This is a genomic window from Micromonospora sp. NPDC047753, assembly GCF_040642735.1.
Taxonomy (GTDB): domain Bacteria; phylum Actinomycetota; class Actinomycetes; order Mycobacteriales; family Micromonosporaceae; genus Micromonospora.
On record NZ_JBEYSL010000031.1, the window covers coordinates 1 to 25,065 of the forward strand.

The 25,065-nt window shown below is 70.9% G+C and carries 25 protein-coding genes; 16 read left to right on the plus strand and 9 right to left on the minus strand.

Annotated elements, in window-relative coordinates; translation table 11 throughout:
- A partial coding sequence (locus ABZ749_RS04830; protein WP_357222755.1) for a right-handed parallel beta-helix repeat-containing protein occupies positions 1 to 1,546 on the minus strand: 1,546 nt, incomplete at its 3' end.
- 175 nt (positions 1,547 to 1,721) lie between these two features.
- Here ABZ749_RS04830 and purB point away from each other — a divergent pair.
- On the plus strand, positions 1,722 to 3,146 hold the full coding sequence (gene purB, locus ABZ749_RS04835) for an adenylosuccinate lyase (RefSeq protein ID WP_357222758.1): 1,425 nt from the start codon (positions 1,722 to 1,724) through the stop codon (positions 3,144 to 3,146).
- Positions 3,147 to 3,295: 149 nt separating this feature from the next.
- Here the strand turns inward: purB and ABZ749_RS04840 are convergent, their stop codons facing one another.
- Both ABZ749_RS04840 and ABZ749_RS04845 read right to left on the minus strand, forming a co-directional pair.
- A complete protein-coding gene (locus ABZ749_RS04840; RefSeq protein ID WP_357203695.1) occupies positions 3,296 to 3,859 on the minus strand; it encodes a YbjQ family protein in 564 nt (187 codons plus the stop codon).
- Positions 3,860 to 3,883: 24 nt separating this feature from the next.
- A complete protein-coding gene (locus ABZ749_RS04845) occupies positions 3,884 to 4,567 on the minus strand; it encodes a trypsin-like serine protease (RefSeq protein ID WP_355004709.1) in 684 nt (227 codons plus the stop codon).
- A gap of 359 nt (positions 4,568 to 4,926) precedes the next feature.
- On the opposite strand from ABZ749_RS04845, the gene purS reads away from it, so the two are divergent.
- The 4 genes from purS to ABZ749_RS04865 are packed head-to-tail and all read left to right on the plus strand — an operon-like array spanning position 4,927 to position 9,346.
- A complete protein-coding gene (purS, locus tag ABZ749_RS04850) occupies positions 4,927 to 5,190 on the plus strand; it encodes a phosphoribosylformylglycinamidine synthase subunit PurS (RefSeq protein WP_350854676.1) in 264 nt (87 codons plus the stop codon).
- Complete coding sequence (gene purQ, locus ABZ749_RS04855; protein WP_091396055.1) at positions 5,187 to 5,870, plus strand: phosphoribosylformylglycinamidine synthase subunit PurQ; 684 nt, start codon at positions 5,187 to 5,189, stop codon at positions 5,868 to 5,870. The genes purS and purQ overlap by 4 nt, the downstream gene beginning before the upstream one ends.
- A gap of 46 nt (positions 5,871 to 5,916) precedes the next feature.
- On the plus strand, positions 5,917 to 8,586 hold the full coding sequence (gene purL, locus ABZ749_RS04860) for a phosphoribosylformylglycinamidine synthase subunit PurL (protein WP_357222761.1): 2,670 nt from the start codon (positions 5,917 to 5,919) through the stop codon (positions 8,584 to 8,586).
- A gap of 4 nt (positions 8,587 to 8,590) precedes the next feature.
- Positions 8,591 to 9,346, plus strand: coding sequence for a 2-phosphosulfolactate phosphatase (locus tag ABZ749_RS04865; RefSeq protein WP_357222783.1), 756 nt, complete (start codon positions 8,591 to 8,593; stop codon positions 9,344 to 9,346).
- Positions 9,347 to 9,551: 205 nt separating this feature from the next.
- Here the strand turns inward: ABZ749_RS04865 and ABZ749_RS04870 are convergent, their stop codons facing one another.
- Positions 9,552 to 11,474 carry a hypothetical protein gene (locus ABZ749_RS04870; protein WP_357222764.1) on the minus strand — a complete coding sequence of 641 codons (1,923 nt, stop codon included), beginning with the start codon at positions 11,472 to 11,474 and terminating at the stop codon, positions 9,552 to 9,554.
- A gap of 161 nt (positions 11,475 to 11,635) precedes the next feature.
- Between ABZ749_RS04870 and ABZ749_RS04875 the strand changes: the two genes are divergently transcribed.
- The 5 genes from ABZ749_RS04875 (at position 11,636) to amcA (ending at position 16,337) form a co-directional block, all read left to right on the plus strand.
- Positions 11,636 to 11,989, plus strand: coding sequence for a sterol carrier family protein (locus ABZ749_RS04875; protein WP_238672767.1), 354 nt, complete (start codon positions 11,636 to 11,638; stop codon positions 11,987 to 11,989).
- 167 nt (positions 11,990 to 12,156) lie between these two features.
- Positions 12,157 to 13,695, plus strand: coding sequence for an amidophosphoribosyltransferase (gene purF / locus ABZ749_RS04880; RefSeq protein ID WP_357222768.1), 1,539 nt, complete (start codon positions 12,157 to 12,159; stop codon positions 13,693 to 13,695).
- Positions 13,696 to 13,752: 57 nt separating this feature from the next.
- Positions 13,753 to 14,907: a phosphoribosylformylglycinamidine cyclo-ligase gene (purM, locus tag ABZ749_RS04885; protein WP_196920530.1), complete on the plus strand. Its 1,155-nt coding sequence runs from the start codon at positions 13,753 to 13,755 to the stop codon at positions 14,905 to 14,907.
- 130 nt (positions 14,908 to 15,037) lie between these two features.
- Positions 15,038 to 16,141, plus strand: a complete 1,104-nt coding sequence (gene amcB, locus ABZ749_RS04890; protein ID WP_357222786.1) for a cyclophane-forming radical SAM peptide maturase AmcB — start codon at positions 15,038 to 15,040, stop codon at positions 16,139 to 16,141.
- Positions 16,110 to 16,337 (plus strand): multiple cyclophane-containing RiPP AmcA, encoded by a 228-nt coding sequence (gene amcA / locus ABZ749_RS04895; protein ID WP_357206840.1) that lies wholly within the window; start codon positions 16,110 to 16,112, stop codon positions 16,335 to 16,337. The genes amcB and amcA overlap by 32 nt, the downstream gene beginning before the upstream one ends.
- Positions 16,338 to 16,473: 136 nt before the next feature.
- On the opposite strand, the gene ABZ749_RS04900 is transcribed toward amcA, so the two are convergent.
- Together ABZ749_RS04900 and ABZ749_RS04905 are read right to left on the minus strand one after the other, a co-directional pair.
- The gene (locus tag ABZ749_RS04900; protein ID WP_124821603.1) at positions 16,474 to 16,689 is read right to left on the minus strand and encodes a DUF3073 domain-containing protein; all 216 of its coding nucleotides are present in this window, start codon (positions 16,687 to 16,689) and stop codon (positions 16,474 to 16,476) included.
- A 300-nt stretch (positions 16,690 to 16,989) separates the two neighbouring features.
- Positions 16,990 to 18,072 (minus strand): Glu/Leu/Phe/Val dehydrogenase dimerization domain-containing protein, encoded by a 1,083-nt coding sequence (locus ABZ749_RS04905; RefSeq protein WP_145796214.1) that lies wholly within the window; start codon positions 18,070 to 18,072, stop codon positions 16,990 to 16,992.
- A gap of 193 nt (positions 18,073 to 18,265) precedes the next feature.
- On the opposite strand from ABZ749_RS04905, the gene ABZ749_RS04910 reads away from it, so the two are divergent.
- Complete coding sequence (locus ABZ749_RS04910) at positions 18,266 to 19,105, plus strand: hypothetical protein (RefSeq protein WP_203123410.1); 840 nt, start codon at positions 18,266 to 18,268, stop codon at positions 19,103 to 19,105.
- A 250-nt stretch (positions 19,106 to 19,355) separates the two neighbouring features.
- Complete coding sequence (locus ABZ749_RS04915; RefSeq protein ID WP_007073996.1) at positions 19,356 to 19,565, plus strand: BldC family transcriptional regulator; 210 nt, start codon at positions 19,356 to 19,358, stop codon at positions 19,563 to 19,565.
- A gap of 99 nt (positions 19,566 to 19,664) precedes the next feature.
- Here the strand turns inward: ABZ749_RS04915 and ABZ749_RS04920 are convergent, their stop codons facing one another.
- Positions 19,665 to 20,054: a PPOX class F420-dependent oxidoreductase gene (locus ABZ749_RS04920; RefSeq protein ID WP_357222771.1), complete on the minus strand. Its 390-nt coding sequence runs from the start codon at positions 20,052 to 20,054 to the stop codon at positions 19,665 to 19,667.
- Positions 20,055 to 20,108: 54 nt separating this feature from the next.
- Between ABZ749_RS04920 and ABZ749_RS04925 the strand changes: the two genes are divergently transcribed.
- The gene (locus ABZ749_RS04925) at positions 20,109 to 20,888 is read left to right on the plus strand and encodes a class I SAM-dependent methyltransferase (protein ID WP_357222774.1); all 780 of its coding nucleotides are present in this window, start codon (positions 20,109 to 20,111) and stop codon (positions 20,886 to 20,888) included.
- Positions 20,889 to 20,941: 53 nt separating this feature from the next.
- Here ABZ749_RS04925 and ABZ749_RS04930 read toward each other — a convergent pair whose 3' ends face one another.
- Positions 20,942 to 21,229 (minus strand): hypothetical protein, encoded by a 288-nt coding sequence (locus ABZ749_RS04930; protein WP_355004718.1) that lies wholly within the window; start codon positions 21,227 to 21,229, stop codon positions 20,942 to 20,944.
- Positions 21,230 to 21,406: 177 nt separating this feature from the next.
- Here ABZ749_RS04930 and ABZ749_RS04935 point away from each other — a divergent pair, with 177 nt between their 5' ends.
- Positions 21,407 to 22,264, plus strand: a complete 858-nt coding sequence (locus ABZ749_RS04935; RefSeq protein ID WP_357222777.1) for a 3-hydroxyacyl-CoA dehydrogenase family protein — start codon at positions 21,407 to 21,409, stop codon at positions 22,262 to 22,264.
- Positions 22,265 to 22,316: 52 nt separating this feature from the next.
- A complete protein-coding gene (locus tag ABZ749_RS04940; protein WP_357222780.1) occupies positions 22,317 to 23,060 on the plus strand; it encodes an enoyl-CoA hydratase/isomerase family protein in 744 nt (247 codons plus the stop codon).
- Positions 23,061 to 23,127: 67 nt separating this feature from the next.
- Here ABZ749_RS04940 and ABZ749_RS04945 read toward each other — a convergent pair whose 3' ends face one another.
- A complete protein-coding gene (locus ABZ749_RS04945) occupies positions 23,128 to 24,474 on the minus strand; it encodes an ABC transporter substrate-binding protein (protein WP_355004720.1) in 1,347 nt (448 codons plus the stop codon).
- Between the two features lie 156 nt (positions 24,475 to 24,630).
- Between ABZ749_RS04945 and ABZ749_RS04950 the strand changes: the two genes are divergently transcribed.
- Positions 24,631 to 25,020: a hypothetical protein gene (locus ABZ749_RS04950; protein ID WP_350854648.1), complete on the plus strand. Its 390-nt coding sequence runs from the start codon at positions 24,631 to 24,633 to the stop codon at positions 25,018 to 25,020.
- The last annotated feature ends 45 nt before the right edge of the window (positions 25,021 to 25,065 follow it).

Below are 25,065 nucleotides of genomic sequence, written 5' to 3' on the forward strand. Positions count from 1 at the left end.
CCGGCGCGCAGCAGATGCCGGCGCAGCACCACCCGGGTCGGCCGGTCCCGTAGGGGGTGACGGTGACGTTGTAGGTGCCCGGTGTGGCGTACTTGTGCGTGGCGATCGGACTGGACTGGCGGGTGGAGGTTCCGTCGCCCCAGCTGACGTCGTAGTCACGGATCGGGACGAAGCCCGGCGTCGACGCGGAGGCGTCCACCCTGACCGTGCTCGTGGCGAGGTCCACTGTGGCGTCGAAGGACGACACCGGGTGTTTGACGGCCTCCGCGGTGCCACGGTCGGCGTACGCGATCGGGCCGGCGCCGGTGTTCGGCACGGCCGGATCGTCCCGGCGTGGCTTGCCCTCGGTGTCGAGATCCTGGTAGCCGGGCGCCGTCGAGTTCGCCGAGTCGACATTCTCCCGGACATCCGACGTGTACCGGTCGTGTGCGGCCTGCCCGGAGACGGTGCGGAACTGGGTGAGACCCATCCTGGTTCCGTTCCACGAGTAGCCGGTCGCGGACGCGGACTGGTGCCAGGTGTTGTTGTAATCGATCACCGTGCCGCTCACCGCGGCGTCGTGGACCGCGATCTCAGCGCCTTCGGGAGCCTGCGGGTCGCAGTAGCCCTGGGCGAAGGCGGCGTTGTTGCGGAGCAGGTTGTTCTGCACCGAGACCTGGGATGACGCACCGTCGACCCGGATGCCGCCCAGGCAGCGGTCCTGGATGTCGTTGTTGGCGATGGCAGTGCCCACGGCTCCGCGGTTGTGGATGCCGTACCCGATCCCGCCCTTGATCCGGTTGTTGGCGATCACCGTCCCGGCGGCGGCCGGGCCCACCGAGATGGCAGCTCCGGAGAAGCCGGCGACGTCGCCGTCGATGATCGTGTTCTGTGGCCCGTCGACTCGAATGCCCACGCCGCTATCGGCGGCGACGTGGTTCGGGGCGGTCGACACCAGCGTGTTGCTAACGCGCACGTCGCTGGTGGAGGCATCCATCGTCAATCCGTCGGCGAGCGCCGCTCCGGTGGCGATGAGGCCATCCAGCCATGTCCACGTCGCATTGGTCAGTCGGATGGCGGGCGCGGTGGCGACGTTCGCCATGGTGAATCTGCCGCCCGCGACCACTACGTTCGAGGCGTTCCGCAGATCGAGGGCGGGCACGTCGGCAGACCCACTGACATTGATTTCCTGGATATAGATGTCGTGCTGGCCGTCGACGACCAGCCCCGCGTTCGGACCGACGAGCGTCACCGGGGTGCGAGGGGTCTTGGCGACGAAAGCGATCCCCGATCCCGGTGTGCCGGAGCTGGTGATGGTGACGCGCTCGGCGTAGGTGCCGCCGTCGATCCAGACCTCCCCTGGGGCGGTCACCACGGCGGCTGCGGCACCGATCGTGCAGAACGGCGTGTCGTCGGAGCCGGGCCCCTGGTCGGAGCAGTTCGCGTCGGCCTGCTTGACGTGCAGAAGCATCACAGGGTCGTCTGCCTGGGCGGGTGCGCCGGTGGCCAGGAGGGTGCCGCCGGTCACCGCGATCGCGGTGAGGCCGGCGAGGGATCTTCTACGCATGCATGCCCTCTGTCGTGAAAAGAGATTCGGCTTCGCCGGAGATCAGATGGAGACCATGATCCGATACCGGCTGGTAGCTGTGCCGCCCCGGGCGACAAAACGGCCAGTCGGCCCCACCGGCACCCGCCCTGGCCTGCCGGCCGCACGGGCCGCCGGGTAGGAGAGAATGAGGCACGTGACGACGATCCCCAACGTGCTGGCCAACCGGTACGCCTCGCCCGAACTGGTCGCCCTCTGGTCCCCGGAGGAGAAGGTCCGGATGGAGCGGCGGCTCTGGCTCGCCGTTCTCCGCGCTCAGCGCGACCTGGGAGTGCCGGTGCCGGACGGCGTTGTCGAGGCGTACGAGCGGGTGCTCGACCAGGTCGACCTCGCCTCGATCGCCGAGCGGGAGCGGGTCACCCGGCACGACGTGAAGGCCCGGATCGAGGAGTTCAGCGCGCTCGCCGGGCACGAGCACGTGCACAAGGGGATGACCTCCCGGGACCTCACCGAGAACGTCGAGCAGCTCCAGGTGCGCGCCTCGCTGGAGCTGATCCGCGACCGGGTGGTGGCCACCCTGGCCCGGTTGGCCTGGCTGGCCCACGAGCACTCCGAGCTGGTCATGACCGGCCGGTCGCACAACGTGGCGGCGCAGGCCACCACGTTGGGCAAGCGCTTCGCGTCGGCGGCCGAGGAGTTGCTGATCGCGTACGAGCGGCTGGAGGAGTTGATTGCCCGCTACCCGCTGCGGGGGATCAAGGGACCGGTCGGCACGGCCGCCGACCAGCTCGACCTCTTCGACGGTGACGCCGACAAGGTGGCCGAGTTGGAGCGGCGGGTCGCCGAGCACCTGGGCTTCTCCCGGGTACTGGACAGCGTCGGGCAGGTCTATCCGCGCTCGCTCGACTTCGACGTGCTGGCCGCGCTGGCCCAGACGGCCGCCGCGCCGTCGTCGCTGGCCACCACGATCCGGTTGATGGTCGGTCAGGAGCTGGCGACCGAGGGCTTCAAGCCGGGTCAGGTCGGTTCCAGCGCGATGCCGCACAAGATGAACACCCGTTCCTCGGAGCGGGTGAACGGCTTCGCCGTGATCATCCGGGGTTACCTGTCGATGGTCGGTGAGCTGGCCGGTGACCAGTGGAACGAGGGGGACGTGTCCTGCTCGGTGGTCCGCCGGGTGGCGCTGCCGGACGCCTTCTTCGCCGCCGACGGGCTGTTCCAGACGTTCCTCACGGTGCTCGACGAGTTCGGGTCGTACCCGGCAGTGATCAACCGCGAGCTGGAGCGGTTCCTGCCGTTCCTGGCCACCACGAAGATCCTGGTCGCGGCGGTCCGGCGAGGCGTCGGCCGGGAGGTCGCCCACGAGGTGATCAAGGAGCACGCGGTGGCGGTGGCCCTGGCGATGCGCGAGAAGGGCTCACCGGAGAACGACCTCTTCGACCGCCTGGCAGCGGACGGTCGACTCGGCCTGTCCCGAGCCGACATCGACACCCTGGTCGCCGACCGCAACGCCTTCGTCGGCGCCGCCCAGGCCCAGGTGGCAGCAGTGACGAGCCGCATCACCACCGTGGTGACGGCCCACCCGAACGCCGCCACCTACACCCCACCCCCGATCCTCTAACCCCACCCCTGGCCCACCCCACCCCTTGCCCTCCCGGGGCTGTTGATCATGAAGTTATTGCCACGACACGCCGATTGGGGTGGCAACAACTTCATGATCAACGAGGCCGAGGGTCCGGGCCTAGTGGGTCGGTGGGTGGGTTGGCGGGGTTACTCGCCGGTTGGGGTTTCTGCTGCGGTGCGGAGGTTGGGGGCGCTGGCGGGCTCGGCGATGCCGCCGAGGGATTCGGCGAAGGCCGGGTCGGTGGCGGTCTCCGCCGCGACCGCCGGCTGGTCGGCCGGCATGACCTCGGGCATCTTGGGTACGGCGACCACTGCCGTCCCGTACGCGCAGATCTCCATCCACATCTCGCCGCAGTCCCGGCTGTCGAACCGCATGCCGATCACCGCGTTCGCGCCGATCCGGAGGGCCTCCTCGCCGAGGCGGGTCACCGAGTCGGTGCGCCACCGGGTCAGGTTGTCCGGGGCCATCGGGTCGTACGCGCCACCGCGCAGGTTCTTCACACCCTCGCGGTACGGGTTGCGCGTCCTGGCCATCGATGACACCACCTCACCGAGAATCTGGCGGATCTCGTAGCCGGGCAGTTGCTCTGTCGTCACGACCAGCACGGTTCCGATGCTGTCAGGAGTGGCCCGACCCGATCGGGTGCATTGTTCACCTGATCGGATGCTGCAAAACGACGCGGCGCGGACGGCCGGCACGTGGCCGACCATCCGCGCCGAGCGGGGCGCTAACCGTCAGACACCGGCCACCGAGGTGATCCAGGCCCGGTTGTACGCGACGCTGCCGTAGTTCTGGATGCTCGACCCGTCGGCGGTGGAGGCGACGCCGACCTGCTGACCGTTGTAGAACTGCGGGCCGCCGGAGTCACCGCGCCAGGCGTTGCCGTTGATCCGGGTGCTGCGGATCGCCTGACCGCCGTACGCGTCGGTGGCGCCGTTGCTGGTCACCCGGACGGTGGCGGTCTTGAGCTGGGTGGACGCCGAGCAGCCGCTGTAGCAGGTCATGCCCCAGCCGTAGATCGAGTTCGTCGAGTTGATCGGCGGGTTGCTGCTGGCCAGGCTGACCGCGGAGGTGCTGACGGTGCTGGAGAGCCGCATGAGCGCGAGGTCGTTGCGGGTGTAGGTGGCGCTGACCGTGCGGGTGACCCCGCCGGAGGTGCGGTTCACGCTTCCGACGCGCACCGACATGGTGCCGCTGATGCAGTGCCGGGCGGTGAGCACCCACTGCGCGGCGATGACGCTGCCGGAGCAGGTGAACGAGCCGTTGCTGAGCACCGCGGCGGCCCAGGGGGCGGACGAGACGGTGCCGCCGCCGATGATGGGTTGCGGGCCGGCGGGGGCGGCGGACGCGGCGGACGTGACGCCGAGGGCGCCGACCAGCGCGGTGCTGAGTACGGCGAGCAGGGGGCGGATGCGCATCGGGTGGACTCCTTGGGCGGGGCGGGCCCGGGGTCGCCGGGCGCGGGCGGCGCCGGACGGCGGGGGGTTCCCGGCGCCGGCAGATCGAGCTACGTCGATGTAGAGTAGGGCGCGACGCGATCGTTATCAAGGAGGTCATCGAGGTTGCCCAATGTAACGATTCGGCCACCCGCTGCGCCGTATATGTCCTGCTAGGGCCACCTGTAGCGCCCGACGTGTCACCCTGAGCGTCAGTAATGTCGATCACTGCCTGAACCGCACCCGGCCGGTGCGTCCGCGGCGATATCTGCCAGGTACGCTGGCTGCGCTCGCCCATTTGTGGGTCGGCACCCAACTGCGTACACAGTCAGGAGTGCCCAGTGCCTCGCGTCGTCGTCGACGTCATGCTCAAGCCCGAGATCCTTGATCCGCAGGGCCAGGCCGTCGCAAACGCGCTGCCCCGGCTCGGCGTCGGTGACGTCGCCTCGGTTCGGATCGGCAGGCGCATCGAGATCGAGTTCACCGGTGAACCGGACCTGGACCGCGCCCGGGAGATTGCCGACAAGCTGCTCGCCAACCCGGTCATCGAGGACTTCACCGTCCGCGTGGTCGAGGCCGACGAGACCGCGGACGCCCGCTCGTGACCGCCCGGGTCGGTGTGGTCACCTTCCCCGGCTCGCTCGACGACGGGGACGCGGCCCGGGCCGTCCGGATCGCCGGCGCTGAGCCGGTCCGGCTCTGGCATGGCGATCCGGAGCTGCACGGTGTCGACGCGGTCGTCCTGCCCGGCGGTTTCTCCTACGGTGACTACCTGCGGTGCGGCGCCATCGCCCGGTTCGCCCCGGTGATGGAGACGATCGTGGACGCCGCCCGGGGTGGCCTGCCGGTGCTCGGCATCTGCAACGGCTTCCAGATCCTCTGCGAGGCGCACCTGCTGCCCGGCGCGCTCACTCGCAACCAGCACCTGCACTTCCGCAACCGGGACCAGGTCCTGCGCATCGAGTCGGCCGGGACGGCGTGGACCAACGCGTTCCAGCCCGGCCAGGAGGTGCTCATCCCGGTCAAGAACGGCGAGGGCTGCTACGTCGCGGACACCGCGACGCTGGACCAGCTCGAAGCCGAAGGTCGGGTGGTCGCCCGCTACGTCGGCGGCAACCCCAACGGGTCCCAGCGCGACATCGCCGCGATCACCAACGCCGCCGGCAACGTGGTCGGCATCATGCCGCACCCCGAGCACGCGGTAGAGGCGCTCACCGGCCCTTCGCTGGACGGCCTCGGCTTCTTCACGTCGGTCCTCAAGCACCTGGTCGGGGCGCCGGCATGAGTGCGAGGAGCGGCTTCGGCGGGCACGAGCGCAGCGAGGAGAGGTCATGACCACCCATCCGGATCCGGTACGGGACACGCCGGAGGCGTACTCCGCCCCGGCGCAGCCGACCGAGCCGAGCCCCGCGCAGCCGGCCGCACCGGCGACCGCTCCCGCCCAGCCGGCCGCCGCCGTCTGGGCCGAGGGCGTGGACACCGTGCCGCGCGCCGGTGGCACCCCGGGCGAGCTTCAGCCGTACACCGAGCTTGGTCTGCGCGACGACGAGTACGACCGGATCCGGCAGATCCTCGGCCGCCGGCCCACGCAGTCCGAGCTGGCCATGTATTCGATCATGTGGAGCGAGCACTGCTCCTACAAGTCGAGCAAGGTTCACCTGCGCCAGTTCGGTGAGAAGGCCCCGCCCAGCGACCGGATGCTCGCCGGCATCGGTGAGAACGCCGGTGTCGTGCAGATCTCCGACGAGCTGGCGGTGACCTTCAAGGTCGAGTCACACAACCACCCGAGCTTCGTCGAGCCGTATCAGGGCGCGGCGACCGGCGTCGGCGGCATCGTCCGGGACATCCTCGCCATGGGCGCCCGTCCGATCGCGGTGATGGACCCGCTGCGCTTCGGTGCCGCGGACCACCCGGACACCGCCCGGGTGCTCACCGGCGTGGTCGCCGGCGTGGGTGGCTACGGCAACTGCCTCGGCCTGCCCAACATCGGTGGTGAGCTGGTCTTCGACCCCTCCTACCAGGGCAACCCGCTGCTCAACGCGCTCTGCCTGGGCGTGCTGCCGGTCAGCCGGCTGCAGAACAAGGCCGCCGCCGGCCCGGGCAACGTTGTCGTGCTGATGGGCGCCAAGACCGGCCGGGACGGCATCGGCGGCGTGTCGGTGCTGGCCAGCGCGACCTTCGACGAGGGCAGTGAGGCACGTCGACCGGCCGTGCAGGTCGGCGACCCGTTCACCGAGAAGCTGCTGATCGAGGCGTGCCTCGAGCTGTACGACGGCCAACTTGTCGTCGGCATCCAGGACCTCGGCGGCGCCGGCCTGACCTGCGCGCTCACCGAGACCGCCGCCGCCGCCGGCACCGGCATGCGGGTCTGGCTGGAGCGGGTTCCGCTGCGCGAGCCCTCGATGGACCCGCACGAGATCCTGGCCAGCGAGTCGCAGGAGCGGATGCTGCTGGTCGTCGAGCCGGACAAGCTCGACGCTGTGCTCAAGACCTGCGAGAAGTGGGGCGTCCTCGCCACCGCGATCGGCGAGGTCACCGCACCGGAGCCGGACGGCCGCCCGGGTCGACTGCTGATCACCTGGCAGGACCACCTGGTCGTCGACGTGCCGCCGGGTTCGCTGGTCGACGACGGCCCGGTCTACGCCCGGCCGATGCGTGAGCCGGCCGACCTGATCCTGCTCCAGGCCGACCGGGCCGAGACGCTGCCCCGCCCGGCCGACCCGGAGGCGCTGCGGGAGACCGTGCTGCGCATGATCGCGTCGCCGAACCTGGCCGACAAGTCCTGGGTCACCGAGCAGTACGACCGTTACGTGCTGGGCAACACAGTGCTCGCCCAGCCGGAGGACGGCGGTGTGATCCGGATCGACGAGCGGACCGGGTTGGGTGTGGCGCTCTCGGTGGACGGCAACGGCCGGTACGCCAGGCTCGACCCGTACAACGGCACCAAGCTGGCCCTGGCCGAGGCGTACCGGAACGTGGCGGTGACCGGCGCGAAGCCGATCGCCGTCACCGACTGCCTCAACTTCGGCTCGCCGGAGGACCCGGGCGTCATGTGGCAGTTCGCCGAGGCCGTGCGCGGCCTGGCGGACGGCTGCCTGGAGCTGGGCATCCCGGTGACCGGCGGCAACGTCAGCTTCTACAACCAGACCGGTGCCGCGGCCATCCACCCGACCCCGGTTGTCGGCGTGCTGGGCGTGCTGGACAACGTCGCCGACCGGGTGCCGATGGGCTTCGTGCCGCGCGCCGCTGGCGACCACGACCAGCTCTACCTGCTCGGCGAGACGAACGTGGAGCTGTCCGGCTCGGAGTGGGCCTGGGTGACGCACGAGCACCTCGGTGGTATTCCGCCGCAGGTCGACCTTCTCCGCGAGAAGGCGCTCGCCGAGCTGCTGGCCGAGGCGGCCCGCGTCGGTCACCTGGCCTCCGCGCACGACCTCTCCGACGGCGGTCTCGCCCAGAGCCTGGTCGAGTCCTGCCTGCGTCGCGGCGTCGGTGCCCGGGTCGCGGTGCCGGAGCAGTTCGCCGAGGGCTCGATGCCGTTCGTCTACCTGTTCAGCGAGTCCGCCACGCGGGCGCTGGTCTCGGTGCCGCGCGGCCACGACAAGGCGTTCGCGGCGCTCTGCGCCGAGCGGGGCGTGCCGTTCGAGCTGATCGGCGTCACCGACCCGTCCGGTGGGGCGCTCGAGGTGCACGGTCAGTTCCGGATCGGCCTGGACGAGCTGCGTACCGCGCACACCGAGACGTTGCCGCGCCTCTTCGGGGGTTCGGCGTCCGTCGAGGTGCCCGCGCCGGCTGCCGGCGTGGCGGGTGCGGTCGAGGCCGTCCCGTTGCCGGGCGAGTCGGCCGAGCCGGTCGACGCGGCCGAGGTGGTCTCCGAGCCGATCGCATCCTCGGGTCCGTCTCCGGAGACCGGCGCGGTCGAGCCGATCGGGTCAGAGCAGCCGGGCGAGGTGTCCGAGCCTGACTCCGGTGTCACCGAGCCGTCGCCTGACGAGCGCTGAGGCGTTGACGGCCGCCGTCTACGGCCAGCCCGGATCGGGTGCCCGGTTCGACTGGGGGCTGACCGGGGCGGCCGAACTCGGCCGGGTCTGCGCGGCGCTGGTGGTGGTGGACGTTCTCTCGTTCACCACCGCCGTGGAGGTGGCGGTCGCCCGGGGCATGCGGGTGCACCCGTTCCCCTGGGGTGAGCAGGCGGCCGAGTACGCAGTCCGGGTCGGTGCGACCGCTGCGGTCGGGCGGCGGCAGACGACCGCGGAACATCCGTGGTCGCTCTCGCCCGCCGCGCTGAGCAGCGCACCGGTGGTGGCGGACCTCGTGCTGCCCTCCCCGAACGGCTCGGCCATCAGCGCCGCCGCCAGCGCCACCGGCCTGCCGGTGGTCGCGGCGTGCCTGCGCAACGCGCGCGCCGTCGGGCACTGGCTGCGCCGCCAGGGGTACGGGACGCTGGACGCCCCGATCGGCGTGATCGCCTCGGGGGAACGGTGGCCGGACGGGTCGCTGCGACCGTCGGTGGAGGACCAACTCGGTGCCGCCTCGGTGCTGGACGCCCTCTCCGGTGTGCCCGGTGGGCTCTCGGTGGAGGCGGCCATGGCGCTCGCCGCGCTGGCGAGCACCCCGGATCTGCCCGCCGCGGTGCGCGGCAGCGTCTCCGGACGGGAGTTGACCGAGAGCGGCTTCGCCGCCGACGTGGACGTCGCCGTCCGGATCGGCGTGTCGGACGTCGTGCCGGTGCTCCACCACGGCGTCTTCTCCGCCGCCTGACCGCGCCTGACCGCGCCTGACCGCGCCTGACCGCGCCTGACCGCGCCTGACCGCGCTGCGCGCTCCCTGTGATCAACTCGGCTTTCCGGAAGTCGCGGTGTCCAGGTCTTCGGGATGGCCCGACTTCACTGATCGCGAGTGGGTCTTGCAGCGAAAACGGCCACCCGGATCTCCGGGTGGCCGTTTTCATGTGCTGTGGTGGGGGTCAGTCGTCCAGCCAGTCGAGGCGGCGACCGCCGCGCTCGGTCGGCGGCGGGGTGTCCGGTCGGGGGTTCCGCCCGGCGGGCTGGCCGTAGCCGGCCTGGTCGTAGCCTCGGTCGTCGTAGCCGCCGCGCTGCTGCTGCGGAGGCTCCTGACCGTAGTTGCCGCCCTGGTCGTAGCCGCCGGCCGGTTGGCCGTAGCCGCCCTGGTCGTACCTGCCAGCCTCCGGAGCGCCGTATCCCGCGGTCGGCTCGGCGGCGCGACCGCCGTACGGGGCGGCATCGGGCTGGCCGTACCCCTGCCCCTGTTCGGGCTGGTAGACGCCGGTGGCGTACGGGTCGGCCGGGGCCGGGTACTGGGTGCTGTCGCCGGTGTAACGGCCGGTCGGCTCGTCGAACCGCTCGCCGTACCCGGCTCCGCCAGCGGGAGCCGGCGGGTAGGCGGCGGTGCCGCCCGGGGCGTCGTAATCACGACCGCCGTAGCCGCCACCGGAGGCTGGGGCGTTCCCGTAGCCGGCACCGGAGGCCGGAGCATTGCCGTAACCGGCGCCGGGCGCGGCACCGTAGCCGTCACCGGCCGCACCAGCGCCGTAACCGCCCTCGGGGCCGGCCGGGGAGCCGTAGCCGCCACCGGAGGCGGGGGCGTTGCCGTAGCCGCCGGCACCGTACCCAGCGGACGCTGGCTCCTCGCCGTAGCCCGCGCCACCCCAACCCTGCTGACCCGCGCCGCCGTAAGGCTGGGCAGGCGCGCCGTACGGGTCCGGCGGAACGTCGTCGACCACCGGGCGGTGCATCATCGTCGGCGCCTCGCTCAGCGCCGCGCCGCCGACCATCGTCGGATCCGCTCCACCGCCGGGCCGACCGCCGACCACGCGGGTCTGGTCGTCCGGACCGCGGAAACCGCCCCGTGAGGGAGGCACCACACCGCCGCCGCCGACAGCCGCCGGAGCGTCGTCGTCGTCGCCGTTCTCCCTGCGCTTCATCCAGAGCAGCACGATCGTGCCGACACCGGCGGCGACCAGGAGACCACCGAGCAGAATGATCAGGTACGAGCTGAAGCCGCCGCCGTCGTCCTCGCTGTTCGCGGCGTTCGCCGGAGCACCCTGGCTGGCCTCCTCGGTGGGCTCCTCCTCGGTGCCCTCCTCGGTTGCCTCGTCGGTGGGAGTGGCCTCGGGGGTGGCGGACGGCGTGGCGCTGGGCGTCGTCTCGACCTTGATCGCGAGGCTGAGTCGCTGACCGGTGACTGCCTGCCCGGCGCTGGCGTTCAAGGACTTGAACGCCTTGATGTTGTCGAACGACGCGCCCAGGTCGATCCGTCCGGGCGCGATCGGGTTCTGGGTGGTGCCGGTGAACCGGAAGTCGCCGCTGCCATTGCTGGTGGCGTCGTAACGGTGACCGGCGGTGTCCTGGAGGACCACGAACGCGTTCGCCACGGCCTTGCCGTCGCCCTGCGCGACCACCTTGCCGGAGACCGACCGCACGGTCTGGTTCTGCGGCGGCGGCGGAGCGGCCTTGCCCTTCACAGTCAGCGAGACGGTGGCGGTGTCCGGGCCCGACTCGGCCTCGACGGCCACCGTGATGGTCGCGGTCGCGTCGCCGGCGTTGTCGCTGGCCGCGATCCTGACCAGGGCCGACCCTGTCGGGTTGCCCAGGCCGCCGCCGGAGAGTTTGACGTCGCCGCAACCACTGGCGCAGCTGACGCCGGACGGCAGGCCGGCGAGGCTGACCTTCGCTGACTCGTCGTCATTACCCCCGGTGACGCGCACGGTGATTGTGGCGTCGCTGCCGGCGTTTACGGTGATCGAGCCGGGGGAAACGCTGACATCTGCGGCCATGGCTGGTGTGGCGGGGACGGCGAGCAGAGCGCCGGCAACCAGCGCTACGACCACACCGGCCCGCTGCTTCCAGGCACGTCGGTGTGTTGACACGTCCACCGCCTTCCGGGCTGACTTCCCTCTGACCGGCGGGGCGCCGGGCCGGGGATCATCACGGTACGAATACGCCGTCGGCAACTATGCCTTGTCCGACTGCATGAGCGCGACCCAGGGCCAGCGTCGCGTGTTTGGCCTGGGGGTCGTATCGTCCCGTCGTGTCCTCTCCGCACAGTAAGTCCGCTGCCGTTGCCGCCGCGTTGTCGGCGCTCGACGAGGGGCGTACACCCGAACGGCCGGTGTTCCGAGAGGCGGTCCGGTCGCTGTTGGCCGTCCTCGCGGAGCGCGCCCCCGGCCGATCGGTGGAGGTGCGCGTCCCACCATACGGGGCGATCCAGTGCGTACCGGGGCCTCGACACACCAGGGGAAATCCACCAAACGTGGTCGAGATGGCCCCGAACACCTGGTTGGAGCTGGCAACCGGCAGGGTCGCCTGGGCGGAGGCGGTCACCGACGGTCGCGTCCAGATGAGTGGAAACCGCGCGGACCTCTCGGCCTATCTGCCCCTCTAGTTGTCCCGATGTCCACTCCCCGTAACGCTTAGCAGGGGAATCGTGACTTTCTGTATTGACGCCGATTCGCGTACACTGTCAGGCGATGACAGTGGTCCCGGCAGAGGAGAGTGGATCCGCCCGTGATCCCCGCCCGGCCGGTCCAGACCAGCATGAGGGAGCGGTAGGTGCCCCGAGGCGACGGCCGGCTGAGCCACGACCTTGATCCCCAACGACCTGGCCCCCAGGATGCCTGTGGCGTCTTCGGCGTCTGGGCCCCCGGCGAAGAGGTTGCCAATCTGACCTACTTCGGCCTCTACGCCCTACAGCACCGCGGCCAGGAGGCGGCGGGCATCGCGGTGAGCGATGGCTCCGGCGTGGTGGTCTACAAGGACCTCGGCCTGGTGGCGCAGGTCTTCGACGAGCCCACCCTGGCCAGCCTGCGTGGTCACCTGGCGATCGGGCACGCCCGATACTCCACCACCGGCGCGTCCAACTGGGAGAACGCCCAGCCGACGATCCGGTCGACGACCTCCGGCACGACCATCGCGCTGGCCCACAACGGCAACCTGGTCAACACGGCCGAGCTGGAGAAGGAGGTCGCCGAGCGCGGCCTCATCGCGGACGGCTCGACAAACGACACCTCCCTGGTGACGATGCTGCTCGCCAGCCGACCGGATCTTTCGGTAGAGGCGGCCGCGCTGGAGGTGCTGCCGCAGCTGCGTGGCGCGTTCAGCTTCGTCTTCATGGACGAGTCGACCCTCTACGCGGCCCGCGATCCGCACGGCGTCCGCCCGCTGGTGCTCGGCCGCCTTGAGCGCGGCTGGGTCGTCGCCAGCGAGACGGCCGCCCTGGACATCGTCGGCGCCAGCGTGGTGCGCGAGGTCGAGCCGGGCGAGTTGATCGCGATCGACGAAGACGGGCTGCGCTCCACCCGGTTCGCCGCGCCGGAGCCGAAGGGCTGCCTCTTCGAGTACGTCTACATCGCCCGCCCGGATGCCACGATCGCCGGGCGCAACGTCCACTCGGCGCGGGTGCAGATCGGCCGGCAGTTGGCCAAGGAGCACCCGGTCGAGGCCGACCTGGTGATCCCGGTGCCCGAGTCGGGCACCCCGGCCGCCATCGGGTACGCGGAGGCGTCCGGCATCACGTACGGCGCCGGTCTGATGAAGAACCCGTACGTGGGCCGCACCTTCATCCAGCCGTCGCAGACCCTGCGTCAGCTCGGCATCCGGCTCAAGCTCAACCCGCTGCGGGAGAACGTCCGCGGCAAGCGGTTGGTGGTGGTGGACGACTCGATCGTGCGCGGCAACACCCAGCGCGCCATCGTGCGGATGCTGCGTGAGGCGGGGGCGCTGGAGGTGCACGTCCGGATCTCCTCCCCGCCGGTCAGCTGGCCGTGCTTCTACGGCATCGACTTCGCCACCCGGGCGGAGCTGCTGGCCAACGGGTTGGACAACGACGGCATCCGGCGCTCCATCGGCGCCGACACGCTGGGCTTCGTTTCCCTTCCCGGTCTGATCGCCGCGACCGAGCAGCCGAAGACCAGGTTGTGTCGGGCGTGTTTCGATGGGGAGTACCCGATCGAGTTGCCAGCCGGCAACCTGATCGGTAAGCACCTGCTCGAAGGGGTGGGTCGACGCGTCGCCAACTCGACGCCGGAGGCCCCGCTCACCAACGGCTCGTCCGTCGCCACTCCGGGTGGCGTTACCGCAAACCGCCCGTAGCACCAACCGGCGCGGCCCGGCTACCGCCGGCGGCACCGAGAACCAAAGGGGAGAACCGTGACGCACGTGTCCGAGCGCAGCGGCGCAGGAAGCAGCCCGACCGGCGCCGGCGGCGACCGCCAGCCGTGGACGGGCGGTGCTGGCCGCCAGGCGCGCAAACGCTCGGTCTCGTACGCCGACGCCGGTGTCTCCATCGACGCGGGTGACCGCGCGGTGGAGTTGCTCAAGTCGAAGGTGCGGCAGACCCGCCGTCCCGAGGTGCTCGGTGACCTCGGTGGCTTCGCCGGCCTGTTCCGGCTGGACACGAAGAAGTACAAGAGCCCGATCCTGGCGTCCTCCACCGACGGGGTGGGCACCAAGCTGGTGATCGCCCAGCAGATGGACATTCACGACACGGTCGGCATCGACCTCGTCGCGATGGTCGTCGACGACCTGGTGGCCTGCGGCGCCGAGCCGCTGTTCCTGCTCGACTACATCGCCACCGGCGAGGTGGTGCCGGACAAGGTCGCCGAGATCGGCGCTGGCATCGCCGACGGCTGCCGCTACGCCGGCTGCGCGCTGCTGGGCGGCGAGACCGCCGAGCACCCCGGCGTCCTGCGTCCGGACGAGTACGACATCTCCGCGACCGGCGTGGGCGTGGTCGAGGAAGCTGACATCCTGAGCCCCGAGCGGGTCGAGGTGGGCGACGTGGTGATCGCCATGCGCTCCTCCGGCCTGCACTCCAACGGGTACTCGCTGGTCCGGCACGTGCTGCTGGGCGCGGCCCGGATGCGTCTGGACATCGTGATCGACGACTTCGGTCGGCAGCGGACCCTCGGCGAGGAGCTGCTCACGCCGACGAAGATCTACGCCAAGGACTGCCTCAAGCTGATCGCCGAGGCCGAGGTGCGGGCGCTGTCCCACATCACCGGTGGCGGCATCCCCGGCAACCTGGTCCGGGTGCTGCCCGAGCACGTGGACGCGGTGGTCAACCGGTCCACCTGGAAGCCGCAGCCGATCTTCGACCTGATCCAGACGAAGGGTCGGATCGACGACCACGACATGGAGTCGACCTTCAACATGGGCGTCGGCATGTTCGCGATCGTCTCGGCCGAGGACGCCGACCGGGCGCTGGCCACCCTGACCGGCCGTGGCGTCGAGGCGTGGCAGGCCGGCGAGATCATCGAAGGCACCGGCAACGTGCAGATGGTCGGTCAGCACACCCGAGGATGATCACCTCCCGGTGATCGTACGGGCACCTGATCAGGGCTTCACCCGAGTGGCCAATGCCGCCTAGCCTGAAGGGCACCCTCAGGCTAGGCGGAGGAGGGCAATGGCTGCTCGGGGACAGTCGTTCAGCGGGATGCGCGGCCTTGCCGCCGTCCCGTCGTACGTCGTCATGCAGCCCACCACCCTCTGCAACCTCGACTGCGCGTACTGCTATCTGCCGTTTCGCGCCGCCGATCGCCGGATGCCGGTGGCGGTGGCCGAGGCGGTCGCGGCCGCTGTCAATCCGTGGGCGGCGACTGGTCGGTTCTCCGTCGTGTGGCATGGCGGCGAGCCCCTGGCCGCCGGTCGAGAGCACCTGGCCGATCTGATCGCCCCGTTCGGGCCGGCGGTCGAGCACCACGTGCAGACCAACGCCACCCTCATCGACGACGCCTGGTGCGATTTCTTCGCCCGGCACGAGATGCGGGTGAGTGTGAGCGTCGACGGGCCCCGGGCGCGTAACGGCGACCGGGTAAACCGGGGCGGTCAGCCGGCGTACGACCGGATCCTGCACGGCATCTCGGTGCTGCGCCGGCGCGGTCTGCCCTTCTCCGCGCTGGCGGTGGTGTCCCGGCCCGAGCCGGGGCTCGCCACCGAGCTGTACGACTACTTCCTCGAGCTGGGCTGCGACGTGCTGGGCATCAACATCGAGGAGACCGAGGGGGTCAACACCCGCGACAACCGCCACGACCCGTCGGCGGTGTCCGCGTTCTGGGCGGAGTTGGTCGGGGCGTGGCGTCGGGAGCCCCGGATCCATCTCCGCGAGATCGAGTGGTCGTTGCGTTACGCCGCGGCGGTGCTGGACAACTCGGCGGACGGGGTGCTGCCCCGCCATCTGGACCCGATCCCGACGATCGGTCACGACGGCTCGGTGATCGTGCTGTCGCCGGAGTTGGCCGGGTTCACTGACCCCCGCTACGGCGACTTCAGCAGCGGCAACGTGCTGACGACCCCGTTGGCGCAGATCCTCGGCAACGCGGCGTCGACTCCGTGGGTGGGGGAGTTCCTGGCCGGGGTGGAGGCGTGTCGGGCGTCCTGCCCGTACTTCGGCTTCTGCGGTGGTGGTCATGCCGCCAACCGTTACTTCGAACTGGGGCGTTTTGACGGTACGGAGACCGAGCACTGCCGCAACAGCAAGATCCGCCTATTGGAGGGAGTGTTGGAGCATGCCCGAGACCACCAGTCACCGGCGGCCTGAGCGCGAAGCGAACGACGGAGTCACCGAACGGGTGCGGGACGCGGCTCCCGCGCTCGTCGCGCTGCTCCAGGAGGCCGAGGACGCACGGCTGCTGCGTTCGGAGGTGTCGGGCGGAGGGGACTCCAGCGCGGTCTGCGCCTGGAACCACTTCGAGAACATCCCGACGTTCTACAACTGGAACAATCGCCCGCGCTGAGGGAGCCGTTGTCAGGGGCCTGTCGAGCGGCCGGAGTGGATCCGGTCGGGCCAGGCCCCTGATCGTCGGCGACTGCACCTGCACGGGACGTGCGTGAGCACGCGGGGGTTACCGCGTGCTCAGCTGCGTCGAGAGGTCAGCGGGTCGGACGTACCCAGGGATCTGGGTCGTCGTCAGCGTGATCCTCATCATCATCGCCGACGGACTCTTTAGAGTCGTCGTCGAAGTGGTGCTCAGACTTACCAGCACCCGCCAGTTCGCGCTGCAAAGCGGTGAGGTCGGTGTTCGGGGAGTGGTACTTCAACTCCCGCGCCACCTTAGTCTGCTTGGCCTTAGCACGGCCGCGCCCCATGGCTCGACCCCCTCGCACAGAATGCGGGGCAGCCCGAAGGCGGGCCCCGATGACGTCAGGCATCTCTCGTGGCTCTTACGGTACATGGGGATGCCAACGTTCGGCACCTCGGGTTACCGTCAGCCGGCTCTGCGCGTCGCGTCGATCCGGCCGTCACCCAGTGTACCGGGTAAGGAGCGGAACGGTTAGCACCCGTGACACCGGACAAACCGCATCAAATTCGACCCGGGCTCAGCTTACCCAGCGAGGCCCGGCACCGGGGCCCGGAGGCGGATCTCGTCGACCCGCCCCCGGGGGCGCTCAGCGCAGGTGGATCGCGCGCAACCGGCCGACGTCCGCCATCCGGCGCTCCGCCAACCGGTCAGCGGCCACCGCCGGGGGCACACCCTCCGCGTCAGCCAGGTGCAGGATCTCGCGGGTGGTGTCGTAGATCCGGGTCGCCCGCAGCTTCGCCCGGTCGAAGTTGAAGCCCTCGATCTCGTCGGCCACCTGGATCACGCCGCCCGCGTTGACCACGTAGTCCGGGGTGTAGAGGATGCCCCGGTCGGCCAGCAGCTTCTCGATGCCCGGGTGGGCGAGCTGGTTGTTCGCCGCCCCGGTGACCACCTTGGCGCGCAACGCCGGCACGGTGTCGTCGTTCAGGGCGCCACCCAGCGCGCACGGCGCGTACACGTCGATGTCCGCGGCGACCAGCGCGCTGGCGTCGTCGACGAGGGTGACCTCAGGGTGGTTGCTGCGCACCCACGCCAGCGCCTTCGGGTTGACGTCGGTGGCCACCACCTCGGCGCCGTCCTCCAGCAGGTGCCCGGTGAGGTACTTGCCGACCTTGCCCAGCCCGGCCACGCCGACCCGCCGGCCCCGCAGGCTCGGAGTGCCCCACACGTGCTCGGCAGCGGCCCGCATCCCCTGGAAGACACCCCAGGCGGTGAGGATCGACGAGTCGCCGGCGCCGCCGTGCTCGACGCTGCGCCCGGTCACGTAGCGGGTCTCGCGGGCCACCACGTCCATGTCCGCCACGTACGTGCCGACGTCACAGGCGGTGTAGTAGCGACCGCCCAGCGACTCCACGAAGCGGCCGTACGCGCGCAGGAGCGCCTCGCTCTTGATCTGCTCCGGGTCGCCCCAGATGACGGCCTTGCCGCCGCCCAGGTCCAGCCCGGCGAGCGCGTTCTTGTACGCCATCCCGCGGGACAGGTCCAGCACGTCGGCGAGGGCGTCGTCCTCGCTGGCGTACGGGTAGAAGCGGGTGCCGCCGAGTGCCGGGCCCAGCGCGGTGGAGTAGATCCCGATGATCGCCTTCAGGCCGCTCTGCTTGTCCTGGCAGAACACGACCTGTTCGTGACCGGTCGATACCGGGTCGTCGGTGCTCGCGAATACGCCCATTGTTGGCTCCTACTGTGGTGTGCGTCCTTGTGGGACGCGGACCTGGTGGACCCCGGCGGGGATGCTGCCGGTGTGATCGAGCCTAGTATCGGCCGCCGGGCAGGCGCTCGACGTGCCGCCGCCGTCCCACGGTGCGGCGCGCGTGCTCCGGCCGCTGACCGCGTACGGGCGTGGTTCGTGGGAGGATCGCGCGGTGCCGTCGCTCTTCGCTTCTTACCTGCGCGTGTACGAACCGCTGGCCGCGTTCGATCGGGACCGGCAGAGCTACTGGCGCCGCTACGTCTCGGAGGGGCGCGCGATCGCCCCGGTCGAGGGGCCCGGTCGGCAGCGGACGGCGGTGATCGAGGCGCTGGGCGCTGGCTGGACCCGGCTGCCCGACCTGCCGGAGGAGGCGTACGTCCTGGAGACGGACGACGGCCTGCTGGTCTGCCCGTGGAACCTGCGCATCCGGGTCGCTGAGGCGGCGCTCAGCGCCCGGGACGGGGTGCCCTCGGTGCTCGCCGACGCCTTCGTGCCGCCGGTGCTCGCCGGGCAGGCCAGGGCTGTGGTGGACGACTGGCGCAGTGGCGCCCGGGTGTTGGAGCACGGGGTGCCCCGGGTGCACGAGCAGATCGCCACCTGGGGCGTACCGCTGCGGTGGTTCGTGCTCTTCGACCCGGCGGAGCGGGACCTGGTCACCCAGCCGGGCCGGCGGGCGTTGCGCTACCGCACCGAGATCTCCAAGGCTCGACGCCGCTCGTCGCGGGCGCTGTCGGTGCTGCGCAAGTCGGTGGGCGAGGCGCCGATCACCGAGGCGGTGGAGGAGGCGGCCCGCTGGCTGGAGGAATTCCATCCGCGGTCAGTGGTCGAGCTGGACTACGGCGGTCTGGTCGACCTGCTCTCCGACGAGACGCTCGCCGCGGACGACTCGCCCGAGCTGGTCGCCGGTGGTCTCGCGGGGCTGTCGCGCGGCGAGGCCGAGGAGGCGTCGGCCGCGTACGACAAATTGGTGGCCCGGTGGCGCGCGGTGCAGCTGTTGGAGCGGTGCAACTAGGGCATATCGCACTAGGAGCGCTCCCAAGGCGAGTTGTGCTCGTAGTTGACGCATCACGAACCGTGATCATGAGTCCTAATAAGGTACTTTCTGCCGTGTAAAAGTCGTAAAAATCGGGCATGGTTCATCCGTCCGTCTAGGGACCTTCATCCGTTCGGCCCATGTCGGACATCGGGGACTAGCCGGACCATGGGAGACGCGTCGGCCGGCGGGACCCCGGCCGATGTCTATACATGTGGAGGAGTGACCGATGGCATCGCGAACGCACGAACCAGAGCCGCTACTCACGCCGGCCGAGGTGGCGTCGATGTTCCGGGTCGACCCGAAGACGGTGACCCGGTGGGCCAAGGCTGGCAAGCTCAGTGCCATCCGCACCCTGGGTGGCCACCGTCGGTACCGTGAGTCGGAGGTCAGGGCGCTTTTGCAGGGCCAGATCCCGCAGCAGCGGCAGGGCGACTGAGCAGCGATAGTTCTTCGAAAGGGGCGGTGGATCTCGATCCGCCGCCCCTTTTCGTGTGCGCCGCCGAGCACGACCCGACCGCGGGTCAGCGCCGCGGGGTCAGCGCCGTGGCTCGGCCAACGTCACCCGGATGCCCACCGTGCCGCCCTCGCCGCGCCGCAACCGGCTGCTCAGCAGACTCAGTCGACCGATCACGCGGTACTTGTGCTTGATCAGGTCGCGGATCCGGCCGGTGTCACCACCTCCGTAGAGCGTCGCGTGAGCTGGCACCTCCGCCCCGTGTGGTCGACCCCGGACGTCGCACGGGGCGATGGTCACCTCTCCGTTGCGGCGGATCCGCTTCACCTTGCCGGAGTCGGCCCGGGTCCAGACCGCCAACGCCTCGCCGTCGCGCACCGCCCAGACCGGGGTCGGCACCGCCCGACCGTCCTTGCGAAAGGTCGTGAGCAGGATGTACTTCTCGGCCGACAGTCGGTCCAGCATGGTCACGCCGCCAGGATACGGCCGGTGCGGGGCACTGAGTGGCCAGATAGCGTGAACGTCGTGACGGTGGAGCCCCAGATCGGTGACGTGGTCGGCGAACTGCTGCGGGACACGCTCGCCGTGGCCACCGGGGTGGGCCCCCGGCCCCTGGTCGGTGGTCGACTGCCGCGACCGGTCATCGAGATCATCGAACGGGACGACGGTCTGATCAACGGCGCCCCGGCCGCGCACTACCTGGACGGGCCGGCCGAGTGGCAGCCGTACGACCACCGCGCGGTGGACCGGGCGCACGGCGAGACGCTGGACATCGGCACCGGAGCCGGCCGGGTCGCGCTGCTGCTCCAGGAGCGCGGCGTACCGGTCACCGGGCTGGACACCTCCGCCGGCGCGCTGGAGGTGAGCCGGCGTCGCGGTGTCCGGCGGCTGGTGCACGGCACCGTCGACACGCACGTCGCCGACGGGTCGCGGTACGACACGTTCCTGCTGCTCGGCAACAACCTCGGGCTGTTCGAGGGGCGGGAGCGTGCTCCCGAGTTCCTGGCCGCGCTGGCCGCGCTGGCCCGACCGGGGGCGCAGATCATCGCGCAGGGCACCAACCCGTACGGCACCCGCGACCCGCTGCACACCGGCTACCACGAGCGCAACCGTCGACGCGGCCGGTTCGGTGGCCAGCTGCGGCTGCGGCTGCGCTACCGCGAGTTGAGCACCGAGTGGTTCGACTACCTGGTCTGCTCGGCGGACGAGTTCGCCAGCCTCGTGCACGGCACCGGTTGGCGGCTCACCGATGTGGACGACCGTGACGCCCCCTACTACCTGGCCACCCTGCGCCTCGTCGACTGAGCAGGACGGCCCCCGCTCACCGCCGGGCGGAGAGCGGGGGCCGTCCGTACGTCTCAGACCTGGACGGTCGGGGGGAGCTGCTCGGGCGGAAGGCCGCCGTCGCCGTCGACCACCTCGTCCGGTTGGCCGTCCTCGTCGATGTCGACCATGGTGATGTCCACCTTGCCGTCACCGTCGGTGTCGAACTGGAACAGGTCCGCCTTGCCGTCGCCGTCGGTGTCGACCACCCACACGTCGGTCTTGCCGTCGTTGTTGGTGTCGGCGCGCAGCAGTTCGACCCGCTCGTCGCCTCGGGTCTCCACGGTCTCCCCGGCGGTGACGCTCTCCGGTGCCTGGCTCATGTCGATGCGGTCCTTCCCTCGGTTGACGGGGCGTCATTACCCGATCCGGCGCTCCCCCACGCATGGACCGGGTCGTCGCGCTGTCTAGGGTCGCACCATGAGCGAGCGGAGCGGGCGGGACACCCGGGCCGGCGTAGCGGGGACCCCGCGCGTCGGCGGGCGGGACAGGGAGGCGTGATGAGCGATCGTTTCGTGGTCGTCGGTGCCGGCACGATGGGGCTTGGCATCGCGTACGTGGCGGCCGGCGCCGGGCACGCCGTCGAGTTGGTCGAGGTGGACCCCGCGCGGGGTGCGGCCGCGCTGAACCGGCTCGCCGAACTGTGGGAGCGGGCTGTGCAGCGAGGGAAGTTGAGCGCCGACGAGGCCGCCACGAACCGGCAGCGGGTGACGCTGCGCCCAACCCTCGCCGATGTAGCTCCCGCCCCCCAGGTGATCGTGGAGGCGGTGCCGGAGCGCCTCGAGCTGAAGCGTGCGGTTCTCCGGGACGCCGCCGCGCTGCGTCCGGCACTGCTGGGCAGCAACACCTCCAGCATCGCCATCGGGGCGCTGGCCGCCGAGCTGGACGCGCCCGAGCGCTTCCTCGGCCTGCACTTCTTCAACCCGGTCTGGGCGATGGCGCTGCTGGAGATCGTGGTCGGCCCGGCCACCGCCGAGGAGACCACCGCCGCGGCCGTCGCGCTCGCCGGCCGGCTCGGCAAGGACCCCGTCGTCGTACGCGACATGCCCGGTTTCGCCACCTCCCGGCTCGGGGTCACCCTCGGGCTGGAGGCCATCCGGATGGTCGCCGACGAGGTGGCCAGCCCGGCGGACATCGACAAGGCCATGGTGCTCGGCTACCGGCACCCGATCGGGCCGTTGGAGCTCACCGACCTGGTTGGGCTCGACGTGCGGCTGGACATCGCCCGCACCCTTCAGGCCGCGTACGGGGACCGTTTCGCGCCGCCGCAGCTGCTGGTGGAGATGGTGGCCGCCGGGCGGCTGGGCAAGAAGTCCGGGCAGGGCTTCTACCGCTGGGAAGGCGGGGTCAGGCAGTGAGCGCGAGGAGTGAGCTTGCGAGCCCCGCAGTCGCGAACGGAAGGTGGGCAGAGTGAGCGGGTTGCGGATCGAGGAGCGTCCGGACCGGCTGGTGGTCACCCTGGACCGGCCGGAGAAGCGCAACGCCATCGACGCCGACCTGATCGCCGAGCTGCACCAGGTCTGCGCCGAGTTGGAGGCCCGCCCGCGCCTGCTGCTGCTCACCGGCGGCGCGTCGGGCATCTTCGCCGGTGGCGCCGACATCGGCCAACTCCGCGAACGGGGTCGCACGGACGCCCTCGCCGCGATCAACTCGGCTGCCTTCGCCCGTATCCGGGCGCTGCCGATGCCGACCGTGGCGGCCGTCGACGGCCCGGCGTTGGGCGGTGGCGCGGAGCTGTCGTACGCCTGCGATCTGCGGGTGTGCACGGCGCGGGCGGTCTTCGGGCAACCGGAGGTGCGGTTGGGCATCCTGGCCGGCGCCGGCGCGACCCACCGGCTGCCGGCGTTGATCGGCGAGGGCCGGGCCAAGGAGCTGCTCTTCACGGGCCGGCGGGTGGACGCCGCTGAGGCGTTGCGGATCGGCCTGGTGAACCGGGTGGTGGACGAGCCCGGCGAGCTGCTGACGGTGGCGCACGCGTTGCTGGACGAGATCGCCCTGGGCTCACCGTTGGCGGTGCGGCTGACCAAGCTGGCGGTGGACGCGCCGGCCGCCGCGCACCCGCACCTCGACCTGGTCAGCCAGGCGGTGCTCTTCGAGGACGACGAGAAGCACCGCCGGATGACCGAGTTCCTGGAGCGCCGCCGGCCGCGCTGATCCCGCGTACGCAGAAACGGCCGCACCGGCGTGAAGCCGGTGCGGCCGTCGTCGTTTCTGGGCCTGCCTACTGCCGGATCTGCACCCCGGCGTCGGCCAGGCCGCGGATCACCTGGGCGGACTCACCGAAACCGATGATCAGTACGGCGTCCGCGCCGAATTCCTTGATCTCCTTCGCGCCGCCGCTGAAGTCGACCGGAGCGGCCTTGGCGTCGGCCGGCGGCTCGTACGTCAACAGCTTGAGCCGGTCGTTGGCGATACCGGCCTTCTCCAGCTCGTCACGGACGGTGCCCTGGAGGCCCTCACCGTAGGAGTCCTTGCGGGCGACGATGACGATCTTCTGTGACCCGTCGCGGAGGATCACGTCGGCCAGCGCCCGGCCCTGGAGGCTGTCCGGCGGGGCGGTTCGGAAGTAGAGGCCCTGGTCGTCGACGTCGGTCAGGCTGCTGTCGGTGTTGGACGGGGAGAAGAGGATCTTCCCGGCCTGCACCACGTCCGGCAGCACCGCCCGGGAGATGCCCGAACCACCGGCACCGATGATCACGCTGACGCCGTCCGTCACGTGCTTGGCCACCGTCGCCTTGGCCACCGCCGGGTTGGTGCCGTCGTCGCCGTCGAGCCACGTCACCGGCTTGCCCAGTGCGCCGCCAGCGGCGTTGACCTCCTTGATCGCCAGCGCCGCGCCGGCGGCCATCGGCGGGTAGGCGATCGAGAGGTCACCGGTCTTCGGCAGCAGGCCACCCAGGATCAGCGGCTCCTGGTCGGCGGCGGCGCCACCCGGGCGCTGCTTCTTCGGCTTCGGCGGGGCCTTGGTGCTCGCCGCCGACTCGATGCCGGCGCCGACGAACTCGGTCTTGCCGTCGTTGATCTGCTGCCCGTCGAAGGTCAGCGTCGCGTAGCTCGCCGTGGCCGGCTCACCCTTGTCGGTGAAGCCCGCCCGGGTCAGCGACACGCCGCGGTACTCGATGTCCTGCCCGTTGCGGGCCAGCGCGAGACAGCTCGTCGGGTCTTCGCAGCGCTGCCCGTCGTTGGTCACGGCAACGATCTGCTTGGTGATGGCGGCCGGGTCGGTGCTCCCGGCCAACTGGGCGGCGAGCACGGCGATCACCACCGCGTCGTACGTCTCGGCGGAGTACACGAAGTCCGTCAGCGCCGGATTGACGGCCCGTAGCCGGCCCTTGAAGTCGTCTGGCAGCGGCACGAGGGGCGTGGTGCCCTTCATTCCGTCGACGAGACTCGCCCGTTCCTTCAACTCCGCTGGATAGGAGTTGAGCATGTTGCCGTCCGTGCCGTAGAGGCGCACCTGTTGGGCGCTGGCCTCTTCGGGCTTGTCATCCCCGCAAGCGCTTGTGGCGAGCAGGATCGTCGCGCAGGCAGCCAGTGTGGCTACCCGCGAGCGGCGTGATACGAACATGGTCGTCCTTCCTCCGGCGAAGGTCCGCTGCGCACATTAGCGTGCCGAGGCCGGCGGCGGGACCGTGGAGGTGGCGTAATGCGCAGGTAGCTCGCGTTGAACACGGACAGTGACGGTTGAGAGGGGCGCTTGACCACCCGTCCTACTGTGCGCTGCGTGACGGACCTACCACAGCAGACGTTCGATGACGCGGCCGCCGTGCTCCGTTCGGCGCTGACCGGCGATGGAGACGCGGTGGTGGGGGCCTTCGACGCGGTCGTCGACCGGGCCGGCCTGGACGGCGCGTACGACGTCGCCTGGTGCCTGGCCGCGACGATGCTCGGTGACGCGCCGGCAGCCAGCGGGGCGGCGCTCGACTTTCCGGGGATCGACCAGGCCGGGTACGACACCCGCTGGGTGGCCCGCTTCGTCAGCGCGTACGCGAATCGGGACGAGCCGACCGGGGAGGCGCTGTTCGGCGCGGCGGCCGCCGACGGGCTGCTCCCCGACTGCCTGCTCACACTCGCCGGCTCGACGATCGCCACACTGCGCAGCCGCGCGGGGTGAACCGCCGCCGGGTCGCGGCGTCCGTCGGGGGGCGGACGCCGCGAC

What these genes read in the sequence shown, in the direction of transcription:
- ABZ749_RS04930 (WP_355004718.1), bottom strand. Translation starts at nt 21,229, where the DNA reads ATGAGCCAGGCACCGGAGAGCGTCACCGCCGGGGAGACCGTGGAGACC.
- ABZ749_RS04845 (WP_355004709.1), bottom strand. Translation starts at nt 4,567, where the DNA reads ATGCGCATCCGCCCCCTGCTCGCCGTACTCAGCACCGCGCTGGTCGGC.
- amcA (WP_357206840.1), top strand. Translation starts at nt 16,110, where the DNA reads ATGCCCGAGACCACCAGTCACCGGCGGCCTGAGCGCGAAGCGAACGAC.
- ABZ749_RS04840 (WP_357203695.1), bottom strand. Translation starts at nt 3,859, where the DNA reads ATGGTCGGCCACGTGCCGGCCGTCCGCGCCGCGTCGTTTTGCAGCATC.
- ABZ749_RS04915 (WP_007073996.1), top strand. Translation starts at nt 19,356, where the DNA reads ATGGCATCGCGAACGCACGAACCAGAGCCGCTACTCACGCCGGCCGAG.
- ABZ749_RS04935 (WP_357222777.1), top strand. Translation starts at nt 21,407, where the DNA reads ATGAGCGATCGTTTCGTGGTCGTCGGTGCCGGCACGATGGGGCTTGGC.
- amcB (WP_357222786.1), top strand. Translation starts at nt 15,038, where the DNA reads ATGCGCGGCCTTGCCGCCGTCCCGTCGTACGTCGTCATGCAGCCCACC.
- ABZ749_RS04900 (WP_124821603.1), bottom strand. Translation starts at nt 16,689, where the DNA reads ATGGGGCGCGGCCGTGCTAAGGCCAAGCAGACTAAGGTGGCGCGGGAG.
- ABZ749_RS04905 (WP_145796214.1), bottom strand. Translation starts at nt 18,072, where the DNA reads ATGGGCGTATTCGCGAGCACCGACGACCCGGTATCGACCGGTCACGAA.
- ABZ749_RS04945 (WP_355004720.1), bottom strand. Translation starts at nt 24,474, where the DNA reads ATGTTCGTATCACGCCGCTCGCGGGTAGCCACACTGGCTGCCTGCGCG.
- purL (WP_357222761.1), top strand. Translation starts at nt 5,917, where the DNA reads ATGACCACCCATCCGGATCCGGTACGGGACACGCCGGAGGCGTACTCC.